Origin of the sequence: Nocardiopsis sp. LDBS0036, from assembly GCF_041228755.1 — a bacterium.
GTDB lineage: Bacteria > Actinomycetota > Actinomycetes > Streptosporangiales > Streptosporangiaceae > Nocardiopsis > Nocardiopsis dassonvillei.
Genome location: NZ_CP141103.1, coordinates 6330403 through 6353563 on the forward strand (window position 1 = coordinate 6330403; position 23161 = coordinate 6353563).

A 23161-nucleotide genomic window follows, 5' to 3' on the forward strand; every position below is an offset into this window, starting at 1 on the left:
GCGGCCCCGCGAAACCCGCCATCCCCGTTCCGACACCACATGGAGAACACCCCTGATGTCCCTTCCCTCGATCGAGCCCTACCCCATGCCTGGCGAGGGCGACCTGCCCGACAACCGGATGTCGTGGTCGGTGGACCCCGACCGCTGCGTCCTGCTCATCCACGACATGCAGCGCTACTTCCTCGACGCCTTCTCCCCGGACGAGGAGCCGGTGCCGAGCCTGCTCGCCAACGTCGGCGCCCTGCGGAGCGCGTGCGCCGAACTCGGCGTTCCGCGCGTCTACACCGCCCAGCCCGGCTCCCAGGACCCGGACGACCGGGGGCTGCTCACCGACCTGTGGGGCGAGGGGCTGCGGGACGACCCGGCCCACACCGCGATCGTGGAGGGGCTGGAACCCGCCGACGACGAGATCGTCATGACCAAGTGGCGCTACAGCGCCTTCGCCAGGAGCGGTCTGGAGGAGTACCTGCGCGACGCGGGCCGCGACCAGCTGGTCGTCTGCGGCGTCTACGCCCACATCGGCGTCCTGACGACCGCGTGCGACGCCTTCATGCGCGACGTCCAGGCCTTCGTGGTGGCCGACGCGGTGGCGGACTTCTCCGCGGGCGACCACGCGATGGCCCTGTCCTACGCCGCCCGCCGCTGTGCCGGGACGGTGAGCACCAAGGGGGTTCTGGCCGCCCTGAACGGCTGAGCGCCCCCGGCGGTGATCCTGCTCCCGGCGTCACCGTCGACGCCGACACCCGAGTCAGGAGCAGGATCACCGTGTGGGAGCGGCCCGGTCGTCACACCACCGGGCACCATCGAGCCCACCAGTACTACCGGCATCACCGGGCCCACCAGGACGCCTGGCGTCACCAGGCCCACCGGCATCGCCGGGTCTTCCGGCACCACCGGTCCGACGGCCCCCGGGCCTCCTACGCCTCCCGAGCCCGCAGGCTAGGAAACCGCCAACTCCCGCCTCAGCCGCGTCTTGTCCACCTTGCCCACCCCGGTGAGGGGGAGTCCGGCGACCGCGCGCACCTCGTCGGGAACCTTGAAGGCGGCCGCGCCGCGCTCCAGCATCGCGCCGCGCACCTCCTCCCGGGTCGGGCACCGCCCGTCGGCCACCAGCAGGGCGACCGAGCGCTCGCCCAGGACGGGATCGGCCACGCCGACCACCGCCGCCGCCCGCACGCCGGGCAGGACCAGCAGGTACTCCTCCACCTCGGTCGCGGCGATCTTCTCCCCGGCTCGGTTGACCTGGTCCTTCACCCGGCCCACGACCACCAGGTCGCCGCCCTCGCTCCGGGTCACCAGGTCCCCGGTGCGGTAGAACCCGTCCGGGGTGAAGCGCAGCGCGTCCAGTTCGCGCGCCCGGTAGTAGCCGCGCAGGGTGTAGGGGCCGCGGGTGAGCAGTTCCCCGGGGGTGCCCGGGGGCACCGGATCTCCGGCCTCGTCCACGACCGCGACCTCGTCGGCGGGCGAGAGGGGGCGGCCCTGGGTCGTGCACACGAGGTCGTCGGGGTCGTCCAGACCGGTGTAGTTGTTGAGGCCCTCGGCCATGCCGAACACCTGCTGGAGGCGGCAGCCCAGGGCGGGGCCCACGCGCCGGGCGGTCGTGTCGTCCAGGCGCGACCCCCCGACCTGGAGGACGCGCAGGGAGGACAGGTCGTGCCCGGTGCGGTCGGCCTCGTCCAGCCAGGAGGGCACCAGCGCGGGCACGAGCGAGGTGATGGTCACCCCCTCGCGCTCGATGAGCGCGAAGGCCGTGGTCGGGCTGGGGTCGGGGCTCAGGACGACCGTGCCGCCGACCGCGAGGGTGCCCACGATCCCGGGGGAGACCATGGTGAAGTTGTGCGCGACGGGCAGGACGGCCAGGTAGACCGCGTCCTCGCCCACTCCGCAGGCCTCGGCCGACGCCCGGGCGTTGTACCCGTAGTCGGCGTGGGTGCGCGGGATGAGTTTGGGGGTGCCCGTGGTGCCTCCGGACAGCAGGAGCAGGGCCAGGTCCTCGGCGCCGACCTCGGGGGTGCGCCCGTGCCGCCCGCTCTCCCCGGTGTCGCCGCCGCGGGGGAGGGGATCCGCCTCCGCGAGGGCCTCCCACCGCACCCCGCCGGTGTCCCCGGGGTCGCCGACGACGACCAGAGCGCGCACCGACGGCACGTCCCGCGCGATCCGGGCCGCGGCCGCCCTGGGGTCGCTGCGGCCCCTGCCCTGCGCGACGACGACGGCGCACGCCCGCGCCGTGCGCACGAGCGACTCCACCTCGGCGGCGCCCAGGGTCGGCAGGGCCAGGACCGGCACGGCCCCGATCCGCAGCAGGGCGAAGAGCGTGACGACGTACTCGCGCCGGTTGGGCAGCTGGAGCAGGACGCGTTCCCCCGGTTCCACCCCGAGCGAGGCCAGCCCCGTGGCCAGCCGGTCAACGCGCCCGTCCAGTCCGGCGTAGGTGAGCCGGTCCGCGCCCGACACGAGCGCGGTGCGCTCCCCGTGGCGGTCGGCCCGCTCGCGTAGCAGGTCGTCCAGCTTCCGGTCGTCCCAGAAGCCGCGTTCGCGGTACTCCCTCGCCTGCTCCCTCGGCCAGCGCAGCCAGTCCTGGGGCATGTGATCCCTCCCGTATTTCAGCGGGCCCGGGTCGACCGGGCGGTCGCGGCAGTGCTATACATAGGCACATCAGCAATGAAAACGGTTTTCATTATTGCTGATCGTGTCGAACCCGAACACAGAGGGGCAGAACACCGTGTCAGACCACGCCGGGGCGGGAACCGGAGCCGGAGCCGTGCGCGAGCAGGTGGCGGAGGTGCTCGGGACCCGGGGGTTCGCCGACACCGACGACCTCTTCGAGCACGGGCTGGACTCGTTGGGCCTGATCCGACTGGTGGGCGCCTGGCGGGAGGACGGGTTCGACGTCACCTTCGAGGACCTGTCCGCCACCCCGACGGCGGCCGCCTGGAGCGCCCTGCTGCGGGGTTCGGCGGCCACGGAGCGCCCCGCGCCGCAGGAACCCGTGCGGCCGGTGGAGGAGGGGGAGCGCTTCCCCCTGGCGACCATGCAGCACGCCTACTGGATCGGCCGCCAGGACGGCCAGCCGCTGGGCGGGGTCGCGGCGCACTTCTACACCGAGTTCGACGGCCACGGCGTGGACCCCGAACGCCTCGCCTCGGCCCTGCGGGCCGTGGTGGAGCGCCACCCGATGCTGCGTGTGAGGTTCGACGACGACGGCCACCAGCGCGTGCTTCCCGCGGCCACCGTCCTCGCCGCGTCCGGAGCGGTTGACGCGCCTGCCGGGTCTGGTGCTCCTGCCGAGCTGGGTGAGTCCGTTGTGGCCAGTGCGCCTGTGGGGACCACCGCGTCTGTCGCGCCTGTCGTACCCGTGCCGTCTGCTGAGTCTGGTGCGCCTGCCGAGCCCGATGGGCCCGTTGTGACCAGTGCTCCTGTGGGGACCGCATCCGACGCGCCTGGCGCGTCCATGCCCTCTGCTGAGCCTGGTGGGTCCGCTGGGACCAGCGCGTTCGTGCAGGGCGTCCCCGCCGTGACGGTCCACGACCTGACCGGCCTGGACCCCGAGGAGGCCGACCGGGTCCTCGCGCGGATCCGGGACACCTCCACCCACCGCCGCATGGACGTCGCCGCCGGACAGGTCCTGGACGTGGCCCTCTCCCTGCTGCCGGGCGGTGCCACCCGCCTGCACGTGGACCTGGACATGATCGTGGCCGACGCCCTCAGCCTGCGCGTCCTGCTGGAGGACCTGCGCACCGCCTACCGGGGCGACGACCTTCCGCCCCTGGAGTACGGCTTCGCCCGCTACCTCGCCGAACGCGCCTCCCGCGACCCCCGGCCGCGCGAGCGCGCCCGCTCCTGGTGGCACGAACGCCTGCGCGAGATCCCCCCGCCGCCCGAACTGCCCGTCCTCCCGGGCGCCGCGCTCCCCGCCGTGCCCGGAACCGACGCCACCCGCTCCACCCGCCTGCACCACCGGCTCACCCCCGAGCGCACCCGGCTGTTCGAGCGGCGGGCCCGCGCCGCGGGCGTCACCCCCGCGGCCGCGCTGGCCGCCGCCTTCGCCGAGGTGCTGGGCGCCTGGAGCGCGGCCCCGAGGTTCTCGCTCAACCTGCCCCTGTTCGACCGCGCGCCCCTGCACCCCGACGTCGGCCGGGTCGTCGGCGACTTCAGCAGCTCGGTGCTCCTGGGCGTGGACACCGCCGACCCCGCTCCCTTCGCCGAGCGGGCGCGCAGGGTTCAGTCCGACCTGCACGGGGCGATCGACCACGGCGCCTACGGGGGAGTGGAGGTCCTGCGCGACCTGGCCCGCCTCGACGGCGGCAACCCGGTCCTCGCCCCGGTCGTCTACACCAGCGCCATCGGCCTGGGCCCCCTGTTCACCGATCCCGTGCAGGAGTCCTTCGGCCGCCCCTCCTGGATCATCTCCCAGGGCCCCCAGGTCCTGCTCGACGCCCAGGTCACCGAACTCGACGGCGGGCTCCTGCTCAACTGGGACCTGCGCGAGCGCGCCTTCGCCCCCGGAACCATGGAGGCCGCCTTCGCCTGCTACCGCGCGCTCGTCGAGGACCTCACCGACGACCCCGCGGCCTGGAGCCGCCCCTTCCGTCCGGAACCCTCCCCGGACCGGGCCCGGGCGCGTGCCGCGCACACCCCCGACGCGGCGCCGCCCGGCCCCCGCCCGCTGCACGGGCGCTTCTTCGACCACGCCCGCACCGCCCCCGGCGACACCGCCCTGGTCCTGACCGACGGCGCGCCCCTGACCTACGGGGAACTGGCCGACCGGGCGCTGCGCGTGGCCGGAGCGGTGGCCGGGGCCGTGCCCGCGGGCGCGACCGTGGCCCTGGACCTGCCCCGGGGCGCCGACCAGGTCGCCGCCGTCCTGGGCGTGCTCGCCGCGGGCTGCGCCTACCTCCCCCTGGGCCGCGACCAGCCCGCCGCCCGCCGCGCGCGCGTCCTGGCCCAGGGCATGCCCGACCTGCTGATCTGCGACGACCCCGCACCGGCGGTCCTCGCCGATCCCGCCGCGCCCGCCTCCGGCCCCGGGACGGCCGCCCCCGGCCACCTCCCGGTTCTCACCCCCGAACAGACGCGGCAGGCCCCGCCGGGAACCCCGCGCGAGGTCGCGCCGGACGCGCTGGCCTACGTGCTCTTCACCTCCGGCTCCACCGGAACGCCCAAGGGGGTGGAGGTCGAGCACCGGGCCGCCGCGCACACGATCGACGTGCTCAACGCCGTCCTGGACACCGGCACCGGCGACCGCACGCTCGCGCTCGCCGACTACGGCTTCGACATGTCGGTCTTCGACCTGTTCGCACCGCTGTCGGCGGGCGGCGCCGCGGTCCTGGCCGACCCCGGGGCACGGCGCGAGGCCGAACGCTGGGCCCGGGCCGCCTCGGACGCGTCGGTGACCGTCCTCAACTGCGTACCGGCCCTGCTGGACATGCTGCTGTCGGCGGTCGAGTCCGGCATGGCGCCGATGCCGCCCCTGCGCGCGGTCCTGCTCGGCGGCGACCGCGTCGCCCCCGGCCTGCGCGAACGGCTGCGCGCCCTCGCCCCCGAGTGCCGGTTCCTCGCCCTGGGCGGAATGACCGAGGCCGCCGTCCACTCCACCCTGCTGGAGGTGGACCGGGCCGATCCCGCCTGGGCCTGCGTACCCTGGGGCCGCCCGCTGCCCGGCGTGCTGTGCCGCGTGGTCGACGCCCAGGGACGCGACCGGCCCGACCTGGTCGCCGGTGAGCTGTGGGTGGGCGGCGCGGGCCTGGCCCGCGGCTACCGGGGCGCCCCCGACGCCACCGCGGACCGCTTCGTCACCTCCGGCGGACGGCGCTGGTACCGCACCGGCGACCTGGCCCGCTACGCCCCCGACGGAACCCTGGAGTTCCTGGGCCGGGCCGACCACCAGGTCAAGGTGAACGGCGTGCGCGTGGAGACCGGCGAGGTGGAGGCGGCGCTGGCCGCGCACCCGGAGGTGTCCCAGGCGGTCGCGGTCGCGCTCACCGAGCCCGCGCCCCGCCTGGCCGCGGTCGTCGTTCCCCGGGAGTCCGAGGAGGCCGCCGCCCTGGCCGGGGCCGCGGCGGAGCACGCCCGCACCCTTCTACCGTCCGCCATGCTCCCCGACCCCGTGCTGGTCCTCGACCGGATCCCGCTGACCCCCAACGGCAAACCCGACCGGGCCGCCGTCGCCCGCCTCCTGCGCGAGCACCTGGCCGGAGCCCCGCGCACCGGCGAGCCCCCCGTGGGCGAGACCGAGAGCCGCGTCGCCCGCGTCTGGGCCGACCTGCTGGGCTCCAGCCCGGTCAGCCGGACCGACTCCTTCTTCGCGCTCGGCGGCGACTCCCTGCTGGCCACCCGCGTGGTGGCCGCCCTGCGCGGGCTCGGCCACGCCGGAGCGGGCGTCTCGGACCTGTTCGCCCACCCCGTCCTGGCCGACTTCGCCGCCCGCCTCCCGGCCCGAGGCGAGGCCGTCGGCGGCCAGCGCGTCGTTCACGACCCCGCCTCACGCCACGAACCCTTCCCGCCCACCGGCGTCCAGCGCGCCTACCTCACCGGGCGCAGCCCCGACTTCGCCCTCGGCGGCGTCGGCACCTACCACTACACCGAGTTCGACGGCGCCGACGTGGACCTGCGCCGCCTGGAGCACGCCCTGGACCGCCTCGTCACCCGGCACGACATGCTCCGGGCCGTCTTCGACGCGGACGGCGACCAGCGGGTCCTGCCCTCCGTGCCGCCCGTGCGCGTCCCCGTGACCGAGGCCGACCCCGACGACCCCGACACCGCGCTCGCCGAGCTGCGCGAGGCCATGTCCCACCAGGTCCTGGACCCCGAGCGCTGGCCCCTGTTCGACGTGCGGGCCGTGCGCTACACGCGCGACGGGGCCGAACGCGTCCGCCTCGGCGTCGGCCTGGACTACCTGGTCCTGGACGCGCTCAGCATCATGACCCTCTACACCGAGCTGGACCGCCTCTACCGCGAGCCCGACGCCGTCCTGGACCCCGTCGAGGTGACCTTCCGCGACTACCTCACCCAGGTGCGGCCGGACCCCGAGCGCGAGCGGCGCGACCGCGACTACTGGCGCGAGCGCGTCGAGGACCTGCCCGCCGCCCCCACCCTGCCGCTGCGCACCGACCCCGCCGACGTCGACCGGCCCCGGTTCACCCGCAGGGCCGACCGGCTCGACCCCAAGGAGTGGAACGCCCTCACCGGCCTGGCCCGCGCCGCGGGCGTCACCCCCGCCACCCTGCTGCTGGCCTGCTACGGCGAGGTCCTCGGCAGGTGGAGCGGGCAGACCGAACTCAGCCTCACCCTCACCCTGTTCAACCGCCACGACCTGCACCCCCACATCGGCCGCGTGCTCGGCGACTTCACCTCCCTGTCGCTGACCTCCTACCACCGCGCGCCCGGCCAGGACCCCGCCGGGGCGGCCCGCGACCTCCAGCGGCGCCTGGGCCGGGACCTGGACCACCGGGAGGTGCCCGCCGAGGAGGTGCTGCGCGAGCTGGCGCGGCGCACCGGCACCGCCCAGCCCGGGATCCCCGTGGTGTTCACCAGCTCCCTGGGTGTGGGTGAGGGGGTGTCCATGGACCTGTCCCCGGACTTCCCGCGCCGGGTGTGGGGCCTGTCCCAGTCGCCCCAGGTGTACCTGGACAACCAGGTCCTGGAGAGCGGCGGCGGGCTGGAGGTGTACTGGGACGCGGTGGAGGAGCTGTTCCGCCCCGGGGTCCTGGACGCCATGTTCGCGGCCTACCTGGAACTGCTGCGCGCGCTCGCCCGCGACGGCGAACAGGGCTGGGAGCAGGCCTGCGCCCGGATGCTGCCCGCCGACCAGCGCGTGGTGCGCGCCTCGGTCAACGCCCCCTCCGGGACCGTCCGGAAGGCCCTGCTGCACGACGCCTTCTTCGACGGCGCGGCCGCACGCGCCGACGCCCCCGCCCTGGTCACGGACCGGGCCGTGACCACCCACGGCCAGCTGGCGGACCGGTCCCTGCGCGTCGCCGCCGGACTGGTCGAACGCGGCGTGCGGCCCGGCGACGCGGTCGCGGTGTGCCTGCCCAAGGGCCCCGACCAGGTCTGCGCGGTCCTGGGCGTCCTGGCGGCCGGAGCCCTCTACGTTCCGGTCGGCGCGGGCCAGCCCCCGCTGCGGCGCGAGCGCATCCACCGCGCGGCCCGGACCGTGCTGGCCGTCGGCGACGGCACCGGCGCGCCCCGGTCCGCCGACGTGGCAGAACTCCTCCAGACCCCGCCCCTGGACGCGCCCGTGCCGCGCGACCCCGGCGAGGCCGCCTACACGATCTTCACCTCCGGTTCCACCGGGGAGCCCAAGGGCGTGGAGGTCTCCCACGCCGCCGCGCTCACCACGGTCGCCGAGATCAACGACCGTTACCGGGTCGGCCCCGGCGACCGGGTCCTGGCCCTGTCCGCGCTCGACTTCGACCTGTCGGTCTACGACGTGTTCGGCCTGCTCGGCGCGGGCGGCGCGCTCGTCCTGCCCGAGGAGGACGAGCGCCGCGACCCCGAGCGCTGGCGCGCGCTGTGCGCCGAGCACGGCGTCACCGTCTGGAACACCGTCCCCGCCCTGCTCGACATGCTGCTCCTGGCCTCGCGGGACAGGGGGCTGCCCTCCTCGCTGCGGCTGGCCCTGGTCTCCGGGGACTGGGTGGGCGGCGACCTGGCGCCGCGCCTGCGCGAGGCGAGCGGCGCACGCGTCCACCTGGTGGCCCTGGGCGGCGCCACGGAGGCGGCCATCTGGTCCAACGCCTTCGACGGCGGCCACGTCCCGCCGGGGTGGCCCTCGGTGCCCTACGGAACGCCGCTGCGCGACCAGCGCTACCGGGTGGTGGACCCCCACGGGCTGGACTGCCCGGACTGGGTGGCGGGGGAGCTGTGGATCGGCGGGGCCGGGGTCGCCCTCGGCTACCGCGGCGATCCCGAGCGCACGGCCGCCCGGTTCGTCACCGCCGGGGGAGAGCGCTGGTACCGCACCGGCGACCAGGGCCGCTACCGCCCGGGCGCGCTCCTGGAGTTCCTCGGCCGCGCCGACCGTCAGGTCAAGGTGGGCGGCCACCGGCTCGAACTCGGTGAGGTCGAGGCGGCTCTGGAGGACCACCCCGGCGTGCGCCGGGCCGCGGCGCTGACGGTGGGGGAGCGCACCTCCCGCAGGGTGGTCGCCTTCGTCACCGAGGACGGCGAGGGGATCGGGGCCGGGGACGGTTCCGGCGTCGTGGCCGACGGCCTGGCCCGCCACCTCGCCGCCCGGCTGCCCGCGCACGCCGTTCCCGGCAGCGTGCGGACGGTCGGGGAGATGCCCCTGACCGCCAACGGCAAGGTCGACCTCCGGGCACTGGAGGAGCTGGCCGCCGCCGAGGCCGGTCCGGGCGGCGCCCCGCTCGCGGACGGGGTGGAGGAGCACATCGCCCGCGTCTGGGGCGAGCTGACCGGCGCCGCCGTCGAGGACCGCGACGCGAACTTCTTCGCCCTGGGCGGCACGAGCCTGCTGGCCATCCGCATGATCACCGTTCTGCGGCGCGAACTCAGCGAGGAGCTGTCCACCCGGGCCTTCCTGGCCGCGCCCACGCTCGCGGCGCTCGCCGACCAGGTCCGCGCGACCAGGGCGGAGGACGTCCAGGACGGGGTGATCTGACCTCGCAGCACCCGTCCCGTCAGCCACTCCCGTGCCGTCCGGTGCTCCGGGCATCGCCCTGAGACGCCCCACACGAACCGTCCGCCTCCGCGCTCACCACCCGTACTGACCGCCATCCCCGCCCCCCGTGTAACGCCCCCCCGCGCCATCCCCACCGTTCCCAGCCGGGTCCGCCCCGAGCGGACCGACCCGACGAGGAGAGCCCACCTTGCCGACCCCCGCCTCCGACGCCTCCACAGCCTCCGCCGTCTCCGCAGCACCCGAGGCCCTGCACTCCCTGCTCGACGAACTGCGCGCCGCGGGCGTCCACCTGTGGGCCGACGACGGCCGCATCCGCTTCCGCGGCCCCACCGGAGCCCTCACCGACGAGCACCGCGCCATCCTGCGCGAGCACCGCGACAGCGTCGTGGCCCTGCTGGAGGCCGAGGCCGCCCCCTCCCTCACCCCCGACCCCGACGCGCGCCACGACCCCTTCCCCCTGACCGACGTCCAGGGCGCCTACCTCGTCGGTCGCGGCCCGGCCTACGACTACGGCGGCGTGGCCTGCCACGCCTACGCGGAGCTGGAGTTCGACGACCTCGACCCCGACCGCCTGCGCACCGCCTGGAACGCGCTGGTGCGCCGACACGACATGCTGCGCTCCGTGGTCTCCCCCGAGGGCCACCAGCGGGTGCTGCCCGAGGCGCCGGGGGAGTCGCTGACCGTCACCGAGGTCGGCGGAGGAGACACCGCCGCCCACGCCGCCCGGGCCCGCGGGCGCCTGCGCGACCTCGTCCCCGACGCCTCCTCCTGGCCGCTGGTGCGCCTGCACCTCACCCGCGGCGACGACCGCGCCCACCTGCACCTGTCCGTGGACCTGCTCGCCGCCGACTACACCAGCGTCCGGCTGCTCCTGGACGAACTCGCCGCCCTCTACGCCGACCCCGAGCACCCCCTGCCGCCGCTGGGGGCGACCTTCCGCGACTACGTGCTCGCCCACCGGTCGCTGCGCGAGGGCGCCCGCTACCACCGCGACCGCGCCTACTGGACCGAGCGCGCCGACGACCTGCCGCCCGCCCCCGAGCTGCCCCTGGTCGAGCACTCGACCGACGCCTCCGCCCGCTTCACCCGTCTGGCCGCCGTCCTGCCGCCGGAGCAGTGGCGGGCCCTGCGCTCCCGGGCCGCCGACCGCGGCCTGACCCCCGCGGGCGTGGCCCTGGCCGCCTACGCCGAGGTGCTGGCCCTGTGGTCGCGCCGCCCCGACTTCACCCTCAACCTGCCCGTGTCCCAGCGCCTGCCGCTGCACCCGGACGTGGACCGCGTGGTCGGCGACTTCACCTCGCTGACCCTGCTCGCCGTGCGCGCCGACGACGGCGCCACCTTCACCGAGCGCGCCCGCACCCGCCAGGGCCGCCTCATCGAGGACGTCGACCACTGCCTGTACTCGGGCAACGAGCTGCTGGCCGAACTCTCGCGCCGCCGCGACGAGCCCGCCGTGCTCATGCCCGTCGTCTTCACCGGCGCGATCGGCGCCGAGGAGGAGGACGGCGACGACTCCTGGGCCGCCCGGGAGGTGCACGGCCTGTCCCAGACCCCGCAGGTGTGGGTGGACTGCCAGGTGTCCCTGGCCGGGGGCGCCCTGGCCGTGCGCTGGGACGTGCGCGAGGGAGTCCTGCCCGACGGCCTGGCCGCCGACGCCTTCGCGGCCTACACCGATCTGCTGCGCCGCCTGGCCCTGTCCGACGAGCCCTGGGACGAGGCCGCACCGGCCGCCGTCCCCGCCCACCAGCTCCTCGCCCGCGCCGAGGCCAACGCCACCGAGGGCCCCCTGCCCGACGCCCTGCTGTACGAGGACGCCCTGGCCGCCGCGCTGCGCGACCCCGGGGCTCCCGCCGTCGTCCACCCCGACGCGTCCCTGACCCACGGCCAGCTGTGGGCGCGGATCACCGCCGTGGCCGACGAGCTGCGCGCCCGCGGCTGCGGCCCGGGCGACCGCGCGGCCGTGGTCATGGACAAGGGCGTGGAACAGGTGGTCGCCGCCCACGCCGTCCTGCTGACCGGCGCCGCCTACGTCCCGGTCGACACCACCCAGCCCGCCGCGCGCCGCCGCGCCATCCTGCGCGACGCCGGGGTGCGCCACGTCCTCACCCAGTCCTGGCTGGCCGAGATCGGCGACTGGGAGCAGGACGTCGAACCCGTCGAGGTGGACGCGGTCCCCGCCGCCGACGCGGTTCCCGCTGCCTGGACGCCCGACGCGCTCCCGCCCCCCGTGGACCCCGACGCCCTCGCCTACGTCATCTACACCTCCGGCTCCACCGGAACCCCCAAGGGCGTCATGGTCAGCCACCGCGCGGCCCTCAACACGATCGCCGACGTCAACCGCCGCTTCTCCGTCGGCTCCGGCGACCGGGTCCTCGGCCTGGCCGCCCTCGGCTTCGACCTGTCCGTCTACGACCTGTTCGGCCCCCTCGGCGCGGGCGGGGCCATCGTGCTCCCCCACGCGGACCGGCGCGGCGACCCCTCGCACTGGGCGGAGCTGGCCCGCGAGCACGGGGTGACCCTGTGGAACTCCGTGCCCGCCCAGATGGGCATGCTCGCCGACTACCTCTCCACCGCGCCCGCGCAGGCGCCGACCACCCTGCGCGTGGCCCTGCTCTCGGGCGACTGGATCCCGCTCACCCTGGCCGACCGCGTCCGCGCCCACCTGCCCGGCACCGCCCTGTACAGCTTCGGCGGCGCCACCGAGGGTTCCATCTGGTCCATCCACCACCCCATCGGTGAGGCCGACCCGTCCTGGCCCAGCGTCCCCTACGGCCGCCCCCTGACCAACCAGACCTTCCACGTCCTGGACGGACGCATGGGCGACCGCCCCGACTGGGTCGCGGGCGAACTCCACATCGGCGGAGCGGGCGTGGCCACCGGCTACCTGGGCGACGAGGCCCGCACCGCTCAGCGCTTCGTCACCCACCCGCGCACCGGGGAGCGCCTGTACCGCACCGGCGACCTGGGCCGCTACCGGCCCGGCGGCGACATCGAGTTCCTGGGCCGCGAGGACGACCAGGTCAAGATCCGCGGACACCGGGTGGAGCTGGCCGAGATCGAGGCCGCCCTCACCGCCCACCCCGCCGTGGCCTCCGCCGCCGTCCTGGCCGTGGGCGGGCGCGAGGACCGGCGCCTGGCCGCCTTCGCCGAGACCGCCCGCCGCCCGTCCGACGCGCCCGCCGGAACCGGACCCGGGTCCGCCGCCCTGGCCGCCGCGTCCGCCGTCGGCGAGGCCACCGCGAACCTGGACCGCGACGACCTGGCCGCCTTCCTCGACGCGATGCGCGCCACCGCGCTGGGCGCCATCACCCGCACCCTGACCGGCGCCGGACTGTTCTCCGACACCGGCCACACCACGGAGGAGGTCATCGAGCGCCTGGGCACCGACCGGCGCCACCACCGGCTCGTGCGCCGCTGGCTGCGCGCCCTGGCCGACGCCGGACGCCTGACCCGCGACGGCGACCGGTGGAGCGGACTGCGCCACGTGGACGAGGACGGGCAGCGCGCCGCCTGGGAGCGCCTGGCCGACCTGGAGCGGCGGGTGGACTACGGGACCGAGGTCCTGGAGTACATGCGGGCCTGCTCGGGCCGCCTCCCCGAACTGCTGCGCGGCGACCTCGACGTGCGCACCCTCCTCTTCCCCGGCGCCGCGCTCGACACCGCGGGCGCCGCCTACCGCGACAACCTGGCCGTGCGCCACCTCAACGCGGCGGCCGCCGCGGCCCTGGCCGACGCCGCCGCCAGCCGGACGGCCGACGGGCCGCTGCGGGTCCTGGAGATCGGCGCGGGCGTCGGCGGCACCACCGAGGCCGTCGTCACCGCCCTGGCGGGCCGCCCGGCCGAGTACCGCTTCACCGACGTCTCCCCGTTCTTCGTCAACGAGGCCAGGGAGCGGTTCGCCGACTTCCCCTGGGTGTCCTTCGGCCTGTTCGACCTCAACCGCGAGGCCGGGGCCCAGGGCTACGCGCCCAACTCCTTCGACGCGGTCGTGGCCGCCAACGTCCTGCACAACGCCGTGGACGCCGACGCCGCCCTGGCCCGCGTCACCGAACTCCTCGCCCCCGGCGGCCACCTGGTGTTCCTGGAGACCACCGCCGAACACGACCCGGCGCTGCTGGTGTCCATGGAGTTCCTCGACGGGCTCGACGGAGGCCACCGCGACGCCCGCGCCGAGCACGACCAGACCTTCCTCACCCGCGACCAGTGGGAGAGCGCCCTGGAGCGGGCCGGGGCGACGGAGCCCCTGGCCCTGCCCGAGGCGGACGACCGCCTCTCAGAGACCGGGCAGACCCTCTACCTGGCCCGGGTGAAGACCGACCGGACGCCGGTCACCGCCGACGAACTGGTCCGCCACACCGCCACCCGCCTGCCCGAGTACATGGTGCCCGCGCACTGGCGGCTGCTGGACGCGCTGCCGCTCACCGCCAACGGCAAGGTCGACCGGGCCGCGCTCCTGCGCGCCCTGCCCGGGGACGACGCCCCCGGAACCGCCGACACCGCCACCGGCGAGCCCGCCGACGACCTCGAACGCGCCCTGTGCGGGCTGTGGGCCGAGCTGCTGGAGCGCGGCGCGGTCGGCCGCGACGACGACTTCTTCGCGCTGGGCGGCGACTCCCTGCTGGTCGCCCGCATGGTCGGCAGGCTCAGCGAGGTCCTGCCCGACACCGGAGCCGACATCGAGTGGGAGGTGGTCCTGCGCCACATGCTGCGCCGTCCCACCGTCGCCGGGCTGGCCGCCTACCTGCGCGACCTGTCCGGGCAGGTCCGCGCCTCCACCGAGGGCAAGCCCGACCCCTACGTGCCCCTCAACGGGCCGGGCGGGGGCGCGGTCACCGCCCTGGTCCACGCCGGGACCGGAACCCTCATCCCCTACCGCTCCCTCATCACCGAGATCCGGCGGCGCTCGCGCGGCCAGGCCACCCTGGTCGGACTGGAGCTGCCCGACGTCCCCGCCTTCCTGGACGCCGACCCCGCCGCGGTGATCAAGCGCTGGGCCGCCGACTACGCCAACGCCCTGCTCGAACGCGGCGGTGACCGCTTCCACGTCGTCGGCTACTGCCTGGGCGGTCTCGTCGCCACCGAGGTCGCGCGCACGCTCACCGACGCCGGGGCCGAGGTCGCCTCCCTGACCGCCATCAGCACGCACCGGCCGCCGTTCCGCCTGGACGACGAGCTGATCTCGGAGTACGCCTTCGCCGTCATGATGGGCATCGACCCGGTCTCGGTGGGCTTCCCCGCCGACGAGAACCGGGTGTCGGCCGCCTCCGACCAGCTGCTCGCTGCCACCCCCGGCCTGCTCCCGGACGGCGCCATCGGCCGCCTGACCGGCGAGTACGCCGACGTGGCCGAGCGCTTCCGCGAACTGGCGAAGGTGCCCCGCCAGACCAGGATCGAGCGGATGTGCGCCGCCGTGCCGCCCTCGGCCGGGACCTACACCCCCGAGGCGCTCAACGAGATGTTCGCGATCTTCCGCCAGAGCGTCTTCGCCATCTCCCGCTACGAGCCCGAGCCCTACGCCGGAGACGTCACCTTCCTGCGCCACGGCGGCGCCTACCCCTTCCCGGGCAACAAGGAGAGCGTCACCACCTACTGGGAGCGCCTGGTCCTGGGCGAACTGGACATCGTGGACGTGCCCGGCGACCACTTCAGCCTGCTGTCGGTGCCCTACGCCCCCGGCGTCCTCAAGCGCCTGGAGGACATCACCGGAGGGGACGTGGTCCGGTGAGCGGCGCGACCGACCGCGCGGTGGGCGTGGTGGGCGCCTCCGGGGCCGTGGGCCGGGCCGCAGCCCGCCGCCTGCGCGCCCTGGGCCACACCCGCCTGCTGCTCGGGGGGCGCCGCACCGCGCCCCTGGAGGAGCTGGCCGCCGAACTGGGTCCCGGCACCGCCGTCCGGGCGGTGGACGCCGACTCCCCGGAGTCGCTGCGGGCCTTCTGCTCCGGACTCGACGTGGTGCTCAACTGCGCCGGGCCCTCCTACCGCATCGCCGACGCCGTGGCGGTGCGGGCCCTGGACGCCGGAGCCGACTACGTGGACGTGACGGGCGACGGGCCCGCGCACGACCGCCTCAGCCGCACCCCCGCCGCACGGGACCACGCGATCGTCCTGTCGGCGGGGGTGCTCCCCGGCCTGTCCGCCCTGCTGCCGCGCTGGTTCGCCGCCCGGCACGGCCTGGAGCGGATGAGCGCCCACGCGGGCGGGCTGGAGAGGTGCACCGAGGCCGCCGCGGGCGACCTGCTGCTCTCCCTGCCCGGCGCCGACGACCCGACCGCCGTCTTCGGACGGCCCCTGGCCGCCTGGCGGGAGGGCCGGGTCGTGGAGAGGGCGCTGCGCGCCGCCGACGGCGTCCGGCCGCCCGGGTTCCCGGGCACCGCGTTCGTCCAGCCCTTCCTCACCGAGGAGGCCCGCCGCCTGGCCGCCGACCTGGGCCTGCGCGAACTGGAGTGGTACAACGTCCACCCCGGCGAGCGGGTCCGCGCCGTGCTGACCTCGGTCGCGGGGCGCCCGGTCGCCGACCCGGCCGCGGCGGCGGAGCGCCTGCGGCGCGCGGCCGGGGTGGACCTGGCCGGGCGCACGCCCTACTACCAGCTCGTGTACGCGCTCACCGCCCCCTCCGGGCGGCGCAGCGTGATGACCGCGCGCTTCTCCGACAGCTACCGCATGACCGGCCGCGTGGGCGCGCAGGCCGCCGACGCGGTGGCGCGCGGGCTGGTGCCCCGGGGCCTGCACCACGCCGCCGACGTCCTCGACCCCGAGGCCGCGGTCACCGCCCTGTTCGACGACCCCGAGGCCGCGAGCCTGCGGGTGGAGGACGCCGCGAGCGAGGACGCCGGGGTCGAGGAGGGCGCCCTGTGAGCCCGCGACCCCTGCGCGTGCTGCTGTGCGGCACCGGTTTCGGCCGCTTCTACGCCGACGCGCTGGCGCGCATGCCCGACACCTTCGAACTCGCCGGGATCCTCTCCCGGGGCGGCGAGTTCTCCCGCCGCTACGCCGAGCGGGCCGGGGTGCCCCTGTACACCGGCGTCGACCAGGTGCCCGGCAGCGTCGACGCGGCCTGCGTGGTCGTGGGCGCGGCGGTCTCCGGCGGGGCCGGGGGCGAGCTGGCCCGCGCCCTGCTGGCCAGAGGCGTGCACGTCCTCCAGGAGCACCCCGTCCACGAGGACGAACTCACCGCGGCCCTGCGCGCCGCCCGCGGCGGGGGAGCGGTCTACCACCTCAACCCCTTCTACCGGCACGTGGCGCCGATCCGGCGCTTCCTGGAGGCGGCCCGTGTCCTGCGCGAGCGGGGACCGGTGCTGTTCGCCGACGCCACCTCCGCCGTCCAGGTCCTGTACCCGCTGCTGGACGTGCTCGCGCGCGCCCTGGGCGGGCTGCGCCCCTGGGCGCTGACCGAACCGCTCGCGACGGACCCCGAGGTCGCCTCCCTGACCGCGCACGCCCAGCCCTACCGGGTGCTCCAGGGCAGCGTCGCGGGGGTCCCCCTGACCCTGCGGGTGCAGAACCAGATGGATCCCTCCGACGGGGACAACCACGCCCTGCTCTGGCACCGGCTGGCCCTGGGCACCGAACACGGGGTGCTCACCCTGGCCGACACCCACGGCCCCGTGCTCTGGCAGCCCCGGCTGTACGCGCCCCGCGACGCCCACGGCCGCCTGCGCTCCACCGGTCCGGACACCGGGCACCTGGCCGAACCGGCCACCACGGTGCTGGAGGGAACGGACGCGCCGCCCTACCGGGAGGTCTTCGACCGCCTGTGGCCCGAAGCGCTCACCCGTGCCCTGGCCGACTTCGCCGCCGACGTGCGCGCCGGGGCGAACCCGCTGGTGCGGGGGCAGTTCGACCTCGGTGTGTGCCGGATGTGGCACGAGACCACCGGCCGCCTGGGCCGGCCCGAGGTCATCCGCCCCGGTCCGCCCACGGCGCACCTGGGCGCCGCCGACCTGGGACCGGCTCCGCGCGACGGGGACGCCCGGGAGGCGGCGCCGTGACTCCCCGGGCCACGCCTCCCGTGCTCCCCGGGGCCCCGCGGACGGTCGGGGACGCAGCCCCTCCGCCGGGGACGAGGGCTTCGCCCCTCATCCCCGGGGACCCCGCCCCGTGGCACGAGTCCCCACCCGAGACCTCCGGGGGTCCTCCGACTCCGTGGACCTCCGGCAACGCGACCCCGTCAGAAAGGCCGACAACCCCATGACCCCCGCTCCCGCGCGCTCCTGGCTGCGCCGCTTCCGGCCCCGCCCCGGGGCCCGGGCGCGCCTGGTGTGCCTGCCCCACGCGGGCGGCGGCGCCAACGCCTACCGCGCCTGGGCCGCGCTCCTGCCCTCCGGCGTCGACCTGGTGTGCGTGCAGTACCCCGGCCGCGAGGACCGCTTCGGCGAACCCCTCGTGGACGACATGGCCACCGTCGTCACGGCCGTCGCCGAGGAACTCACCCCCCTGCTCGACCGGCCCTACGCCCTGTTCGGCCACAGCATGGGCTCCGCCGTGGCCTACGAACTGGCCCGGACCCTGCGCGCGGCGGGCCTGCCCGAGCCGGACCGCCTCTTCGCCTCCGGGCGCCGGGCCCCGGCCGACGCCCCGCCCGGCCGCGTCCACCTCGCCGACGACGAGGCGATCGTCTCCGAGCTGGTCCGCCTGGGCGGGACCCGGCGCGAGGTCCTGGAGGAGCCCGGCCTGCGCGAGGCGGTCCTGGGCTACGTCCGCAACGACTACCGGCTCGTGGAGCGCTACACGCCCTTCCCCGGACCGCCGCTGAGCTGCCCGGTCAGCGTGTTCCTGGGCGACGACGACCCCGAGGTGGACGCGGACCTGGCCAGGCGCTGGTCGGCCACCACCAGCGGACGCGTGGACGTGCGCGTGTTCGCGGGCGACCACTTCTACCTCGGACCGGAGCGGGAGGCCGTCGTGTCCGAGGTCCTGCGCCGCCTGGACCCGGCGCTGGCCGCAGCACCCGGACCCTGGCCCAGCACCCCCTGACCACGCCGCAGAACCTGGAGGACACCATTCCCGCCATCGACTACTACTCACCGGGCGCCGAGTTCTTCGACCTCGTCGGCCACCGGCACATGGTCACCAGCACGCCCGCCCTGCGCGCGGCGCTGACCGGCCTGGACACCGCCCACGGACCCGTCGTCGACATCGGCGCGGGCACCGGACTGGTGACCGCCGCCATCGCCGAGATCCTGCCCTCGGCCAGGATCCACTCGGCCGAGCCCTCGCCGAACATGCGCGCGATCCTCACCAGCCGCGTCTTCGCCGACCCCGACCTGCGCCGACGCGTCACCGTGCTGCCCGAACCCGCCCAGGACCTGCCGCTGCCGGACTCGATCTCGGCCGCGGTCGTCTTCGGCGTGGCCGGGCACATCCCCCGCGCCGAACGCCTGGTCCTGTGGCGGCGCCTGGCCGAACGGCTCCCTCCGGGCGGCCCCGTGGTCGTGGAGCTGATGGGGGTGGACACCCCCCGTTCCATCCCGTCCGTGCGCATGTGCCGGGAGACCGTGGGCGACCAGACCTACGAGTGGTGGATGTCCGGCGAGCCCGCCGGGCCCGGGACCATGCGCTGGCGCACCCAGTGGCGGGTCTTCCGCGGCGGCGACCTGGTGCGCACCGTCGACGACGAGTACGACTGGGAGACCTTCGGCGTCGAGCGCCTCGCCGAGGAGTCCGGCATGTCCGTGCGGCGCCTGCCCCGGACCGGCCGCGAGGCCACCCCGGAGATCGGGGTGCTGGTCAGGTGAGCACCGCACAGGACACCTCCCCGCGCACACAGGCCGCGCCGGAGCCGGGGACCGGGCGCGCGCCCTCCCCGCTCGGCGTCCTCCTGGAGCCGATCCGGGGGCGCGTCCGCGCTGCCGTGGTCCTCCAGGGCCTGGCCAGCGCGCTCGGCCTCGTCCCCCTGATCTGCCTGGCCGAGGCCGCCGCCGCGCTGCTGGCCGACGGGCCGACCGACACCGCCCTGGTGTGGACGCTGGTCGCGGTCGCGCTGGCCGGAGCGGTCGCCGCCCTGGCCGCGGGCACCGCCTCCACCCTGGTCGGGCACCTGGCCGACAACGACATGCAGCTGTCCGTGCGGCGCGCCCTGGCCCGCCACCTGGGGCGGGTTCCGCTGGGCTGGTTCTCCGGCCGCGGCTCGGGCCGGGTCAAGAAGGCCCTGCACGACGACATCGAGGACGTCCACTCCCTGGTCGCCCACACCCTCCCCGACCTGGCCGCCGTCGTGGCGGTCCCCGTGGTCGCCCTGGCCTACCTCGCCTCCGTGGACTGGCGCCTGACCCTGGTCGCGGTGCTGCCGGTGGCCGCGGGAGTCCTGCTGTTCGCGCGGGCCATGGCCGGGTCCATGAAGAAGATGGCCGAGTACGCCGAGGCGATGGGCGCGGTCAACACCGCGGCCGTGGAGTTCGTGGACGGCATCCAGGTGGTCAAGCACTTCGGCGGCCACCGCAGGGCCCACGAGCGCTTCACCCGGGCCGCCGACGCCTTCGCGGACTTCTTCGTCTCCTGGTCGCGCGCCACCACCCCGGCCACGGTCGCCTCCTTCCTGGTGCTGTCGGCGCCCACGGTCACCGTCACCGTGGTGGCGGCGGGGGCGGGCTTCGCCGCCCTGGGCTGGAGCGAACCCGTCTCAGTGGTGGCCTTCGCCCTGCTGGCCCCTGCGCTGTGCGCGCCGATGAACGTGATCGGCTCGCGGGTGCAGCAGATCCAGACGGCGCGGGCCGCCGCCGGACGGGTCCGCGACCTGCTCGCCACCCCGCCCCTGCCCGAGGGCTCCGGCGGGGGACCGCGGGGCGCCCGCGTGGTCTTCGACGGGGTGCGCTTCGCCTACCCGGCCCAGGACGGCGCCGAGGGGAGCGGAGCGGGCGAGGAGGTCCTGCGCGGCGTGGACCTGGTCCTGGAACCGGGCACCGTGACCGCCCTGGTCGGCCCGTCCGGCGCGGGCAAGACCACCCTGGCCACCCTGCCCGCGCGCTTCGCCGACGTCACGGCGGGCGCGGTCACCGTGGGCGGGGCGGACGTGCGCGACATCCCCGCCGAGGAGCTGTACCGCACGGTCGGCTTCGTGTTCCAGGACGTGCGGCTGCTGCGGGAGACCGTGGCCGACAACATCGCCATGGGCCGCCCCGGGGCGACCCGTGAGGAGGTGGAGGAGGCCGCCCGCGCCGCCCGCGTCGCCGAACGGATCGAGGCGCTGCCGCGCGGCTACGACTCCGTGGTGGGCGAGGACGCCGACCTGTCCGGCGGTGAGGCCCAGCGGGTCTCCATCGCCCGCGCCCTGCTCGCCGACACCCCCGTGCTGGTGCTGGACGAGGCCACCGCCGCCGTGGACCCGGTGTCGGAGGCGGCCATCCAGGACGCCCTCGGCGAACTGGCCCGGGGCCGCACGGTCCTGGTGATCGCGCACCGGCTGAGCACCGTGGCCGGGGCCGACCTCATCGCGGTCATGGACGAGGGGAGCGTGGTGGAGCGCGGCACCCACGGCGAGCTGCTGGCGCGCGGCGGCCGGTACGCCGACCTGTGGCGCGCCCAGCACCCGGAGGCCGGTGACGGGGACGCCCATGACGGGGCCGCACGAGACGAACCGGGAGAAGACCAGTGATCCGCGCCTTCCTCAAGGCCCTGGGACCCGAGCAGGCCGGGCCCATGCGCGCGAGCCTCGCGCTCACCACCGTCGTCTCGGCCCTCCAGGGCGTGCTGTTCGCCCTCCTGGTGCCCGTGCTGTCCCACCTCCTGGGCCCCGACCCGGACCGGGCCTGGCCCTGGGCGGCCGTCCTGCTCGCCGCCACCGCCGTCTACGCTGTCCTGCGCGCGGGCAGCCTGTACCTCAACTTCCGCGTCGGCGGCGCGCTCTCGCGGGCCCTGCACCACCGGCTCGGCGACCACGTCGTCCGCCTGCCCCTGGGATGGTTCACCGGAGGCCGGGTCGGGGAGCTCAACCGCCTCGCCACCGACGGCGTCTCCCGGGCCACCAGCCTGCCCGTGCACCTGTACCCGCCCCTGGCCGACGCGGTGGTCACCCCCCTCGTCTCGGTCCTGGCCCTGTTCGTGTGGGACTGGCGGATCGCGCTCGCGGCCGCCGCCTGCCTCCCGCTGCTGTGGATGGTCTTCACCCTGTCCGGGGAGGCGGTCGGGCGCAACGACGCCGCACGCGACGCCGTCACCGACGAGGCCGCCGACCGGGTCCTGGAGTACGCCCGCGCCCAGCCCGTGCTGCGCGCCTTCGGCAGGACGGACAAGGGCGGCCAGCGCCTCGACGCGGCGCTGGAGGCCGAGCACGGCGCCGCCCGCCGCCTGCTGCTGCGCGCGGTCCCCGCCCTGCTCGGCTACTCCTTCGCGGTGCGCCTGGCCTTCGGCCTGCTCCTGGTCGCCACCGTGTTCCTCGCGCTCGGCGGCACCCTCGACGCTCCCCTGGCGGTCGCGCTGCTCGTGCTCGTGGCCAGGTTCGTCCACCCCCTGTCCGGCGCGGCCGACCAGGGGGCCGCCCTGAGGATGGCGACGAACGGGCTCGACCGGATCAACGCCGTCCTGGAGGCGCGCCCCCTCCCCGAACCGGACACGCCGGTGCCGCCCCGGGGCGCGGACGTGGAGTTCGACGACGTGTCCTTCTCCTACGCCCCGGACGGGCCCCGCGTCCTGGACGGGGTCTCCTTCCGGGCCGAACCCGGGACGCTCACCGCCCTGGTCGGGCCCTCGGGTTCGGGCAAGACCACGGTGGCCCGGCTGCTGGCGCGCTTCCACGACGTCGACGCGGGCAGCGTGCGCCTCGGCGGGGTGGACGTGCGCTCGGTCGGCAGCGAGGAGCTGTCCCGGCACGTGGCGATGGTCTTCCAGGACGTGTACCTGTTCGACGCGAGCATCGCCGAGAACGTGCTCCTGGCCGACCCCGCGGCCACGCGGGAGGACCTGGACCGGGTGGCCGCCGCCTCCGGCCTCGACGCGGTGGTGGCCGAGTTGCCGGACGGCTGGGACACCCGCGTCGGCGAGGGCGGCGCCTCGCTCTCGGGCGGGCAGAAGCAGCGGGTCTCCATCGCCCGCGCCCTGCTCAAGGACGCGCCGGTCGTCGTCCTGGACGAGGCCTCGGCCGCCCTGGACGCGGAGAACGAGGCGCTGCTGACCGCGACCGCCGTTTCCCTGGCGCGGGAGCGCACGGTGCTCGTCATCGCCCACCGGCCCGCCACCGTGGCCGCCGCGGACCGGGTGGTCTTCCTCGACGCCGGACGCGTCGCGGAGGCCGGAACCCCGGCCGAACTCCTCGCCGCGGGAGGGCGCCACGCCGAGTTCGCCCGTGCGCGCGAGCGGGCCCGGGGCTGGAGGCTGACCGCCGAACCCTCCTGACCCGGAGCGGCCGTCCGACCCGGACCGGTCCCGATCGCGTCCGCGCGCGGCGCCCCCACCGCCGCGCGCGGGCCCCACACGTCCCTTTCCGAACCACGTACGCACAGGCCGCCCTGGCGGCCCCGGGCCCCGTCCGCCCGTCCCGTTCTGAACCGCACCCACAGCGGCATTCCGAACCGTCCCGAACCCCGC

General features: G+C 76.1%; 10 protein-coding genes. 9 read left to right on the forward strand and 1 reads right to left on the reverse strand.

Annotated elements, in window-relative coordinates; all coding sequences use genetic code 11:
• The first annotated feature begins 55 nt into the window (after window positions 1-55).
• Window positions 56-694 carry an isochorismatase family protein gene (locus tag UIS43_RS26915; RefSeq protein ID WP_019610266.1) on the forward strand — a complete coding sequence of 213 codons (639 nt, stop codon included), beginning with the start codon at window positions 56-58 and terminating at the stop codon, window positions 692-694.
• A 245-nt stretch (window positions 695-939) separates the two neighbouring features.
• Here the strand turns inward: UIS43_RS26915 and UIS43_RS26920 are convergent, their stop codons facing one another.
• The gene (locus tag UIS43_RS26920) at window positions 940-2586 is read right to left on the reverse strand and encodes a (2,3-dihydroxybenzoyl)adenylate synthase (RefSeq protein WP_370012027.1); all 1647 of its coding nucleotides are present in this window, start codon (window positions 2584-2586) and stop codon (window positions 940-942) included.
• A gap of 136 nt (window positions 2587-2722) precedes the next feature.
• Here UIS43_RS26920 and UIS43_RS26925 point away from each other — a divergent pair, with 136 nt between their 5' ends.
• From UIS43_RS26925 to UIS43_RS26960, 8 genes are all read left to right on the forward strand, one after another.
• Window positions 2723-9622, forward strand: coding sequence for an amino acid adenylation domain-containing protein (locus UIS43_RS26925; RefSeq protein ID WP_370012029.1), 6900 nt, complete (start codon window positions 2723-2725; stop codon window positions 9620-9622).
• Between the two features lie 208 nt (window positions 9623-9830).
• A complete protein-coding gene (locus UIS43_RS26930) occupies window positions 9831-15368 on the forward strand; it encodes an amino acid adenylation domain-containing protein (protein ID WP_370012030.1) in 5538 nt (1845 codons plus the stop codon).
• The gene (locus tag UIS43_RS26935) at window positions 15365-16498 is read left to right on the forward strand and encodes a saccharopine dehydrogenase NADP-binding domain-containing protein (protein ID WP_013152081.1); all 1134 of its coding nucleotides are present in this window, start codon (window positions 15365-15367) and stop codon (window positions 16496-16498) included. Before UIS43_RS26930 ends, UIS43_RS26935 begins: the two co-directional genes overlap by 4 nt.
• Entirely contained in the window at window positions 16495-17631 is a 1137-nt protein-coding gene (locus tag UIS43_RS26940; protein ID WP_013152082.1) for a Gfo/Idh/MocA family oxidoreductase, read from the forward strand. The genes UIS43_RS26935 and UIS43_RS26940 overlap by 4 nt, the downstream gene beginning before the upstream one ends.
• A gap of 199 nt (window positions 17632-17830) precedes the next feature.
• Window positions 17831-18616 carry a thioesterase II family protein gene (locus UIS43_RS26945; protein ID WP_370012032.1) on the forward strand — a complete coding sequence of 262 codons (786 nt, stop codon included), beginning with the start codon at window positions 17831-17833 and terminating at the stop codon, window positions 18614-18616.
• Window positions 18617-18705: 89 nt separating this feature from the next.
• Complete coding sequence (locus tag UIS43_RS26950; protein WP_019610273.1) at window positions 18706-19377, forward strand: trans-aconitate 2-methyltransferase; 672 nt, start codon at window positions 18706-18708, stop codon at window positions 19375-19377.
• Complete coding sequence (locus UIS43_RS26955; protein WP_013152085.1) at window positions 19374-21233, forward strand: ABC transporter ATP-binding protein; 1860 nt, start codon at window positions 19374-19376, stop codon at window positions 21231-21233. The genes UIS43_RS26950 and UIS43_RS26955 overlap by 4 nt, the downstream gene beginning before the upstream one ends.
• Window positions 21230-22969, forward strand: a complete 1740-nt coding sequence (locus UIS43_RS26960) for an ABC transporter ATP-binding protein (RefSeq protein ID WP_013152086.1) — start codon at window positions 21230-21232, stop codon at window positions 22967-22969. Before UIS43_RS26955 ends, UIS43_RS26960 begins: the two co-directional genes overlap by 4 nt.
• Window positions 22970-23161 lie beyond the last annotated feature (192 nt).

Bases quoted from the DNA above. Each gene is read 5' to 3' on its own strand.
- UIS43_RS26915 (WP_019610266.1), top strand. From the start codon at position 56: ATGTCCCTTCCCTCGATCGAGCCCTACCCCATGCCTGGCGAGGGCGAC.
- UIS43_RS26920 (WP_370012027.1), bottom strand. From the start codon at position 2,586: ATGCCCCAGGACTGGCTGCGCTGGCCGAGGGAGCAGGCGAGGGAGTAC.
- UIS43_RS26945 (WP_370012032.1), top strand. From the start codon at position 17,831: ATGACCCCCGCTCCCGCGCGCTCCTGGCTGCGCCGCTTCCGGCCCCGC.
- UIS43_RS26950 (WP_019610273.1), top strand. From the start codon at position 18,706: ATGGTCACCAGCACGCCCGCCCTGCGCGCGGCGCTGACCGGCCTGGAC.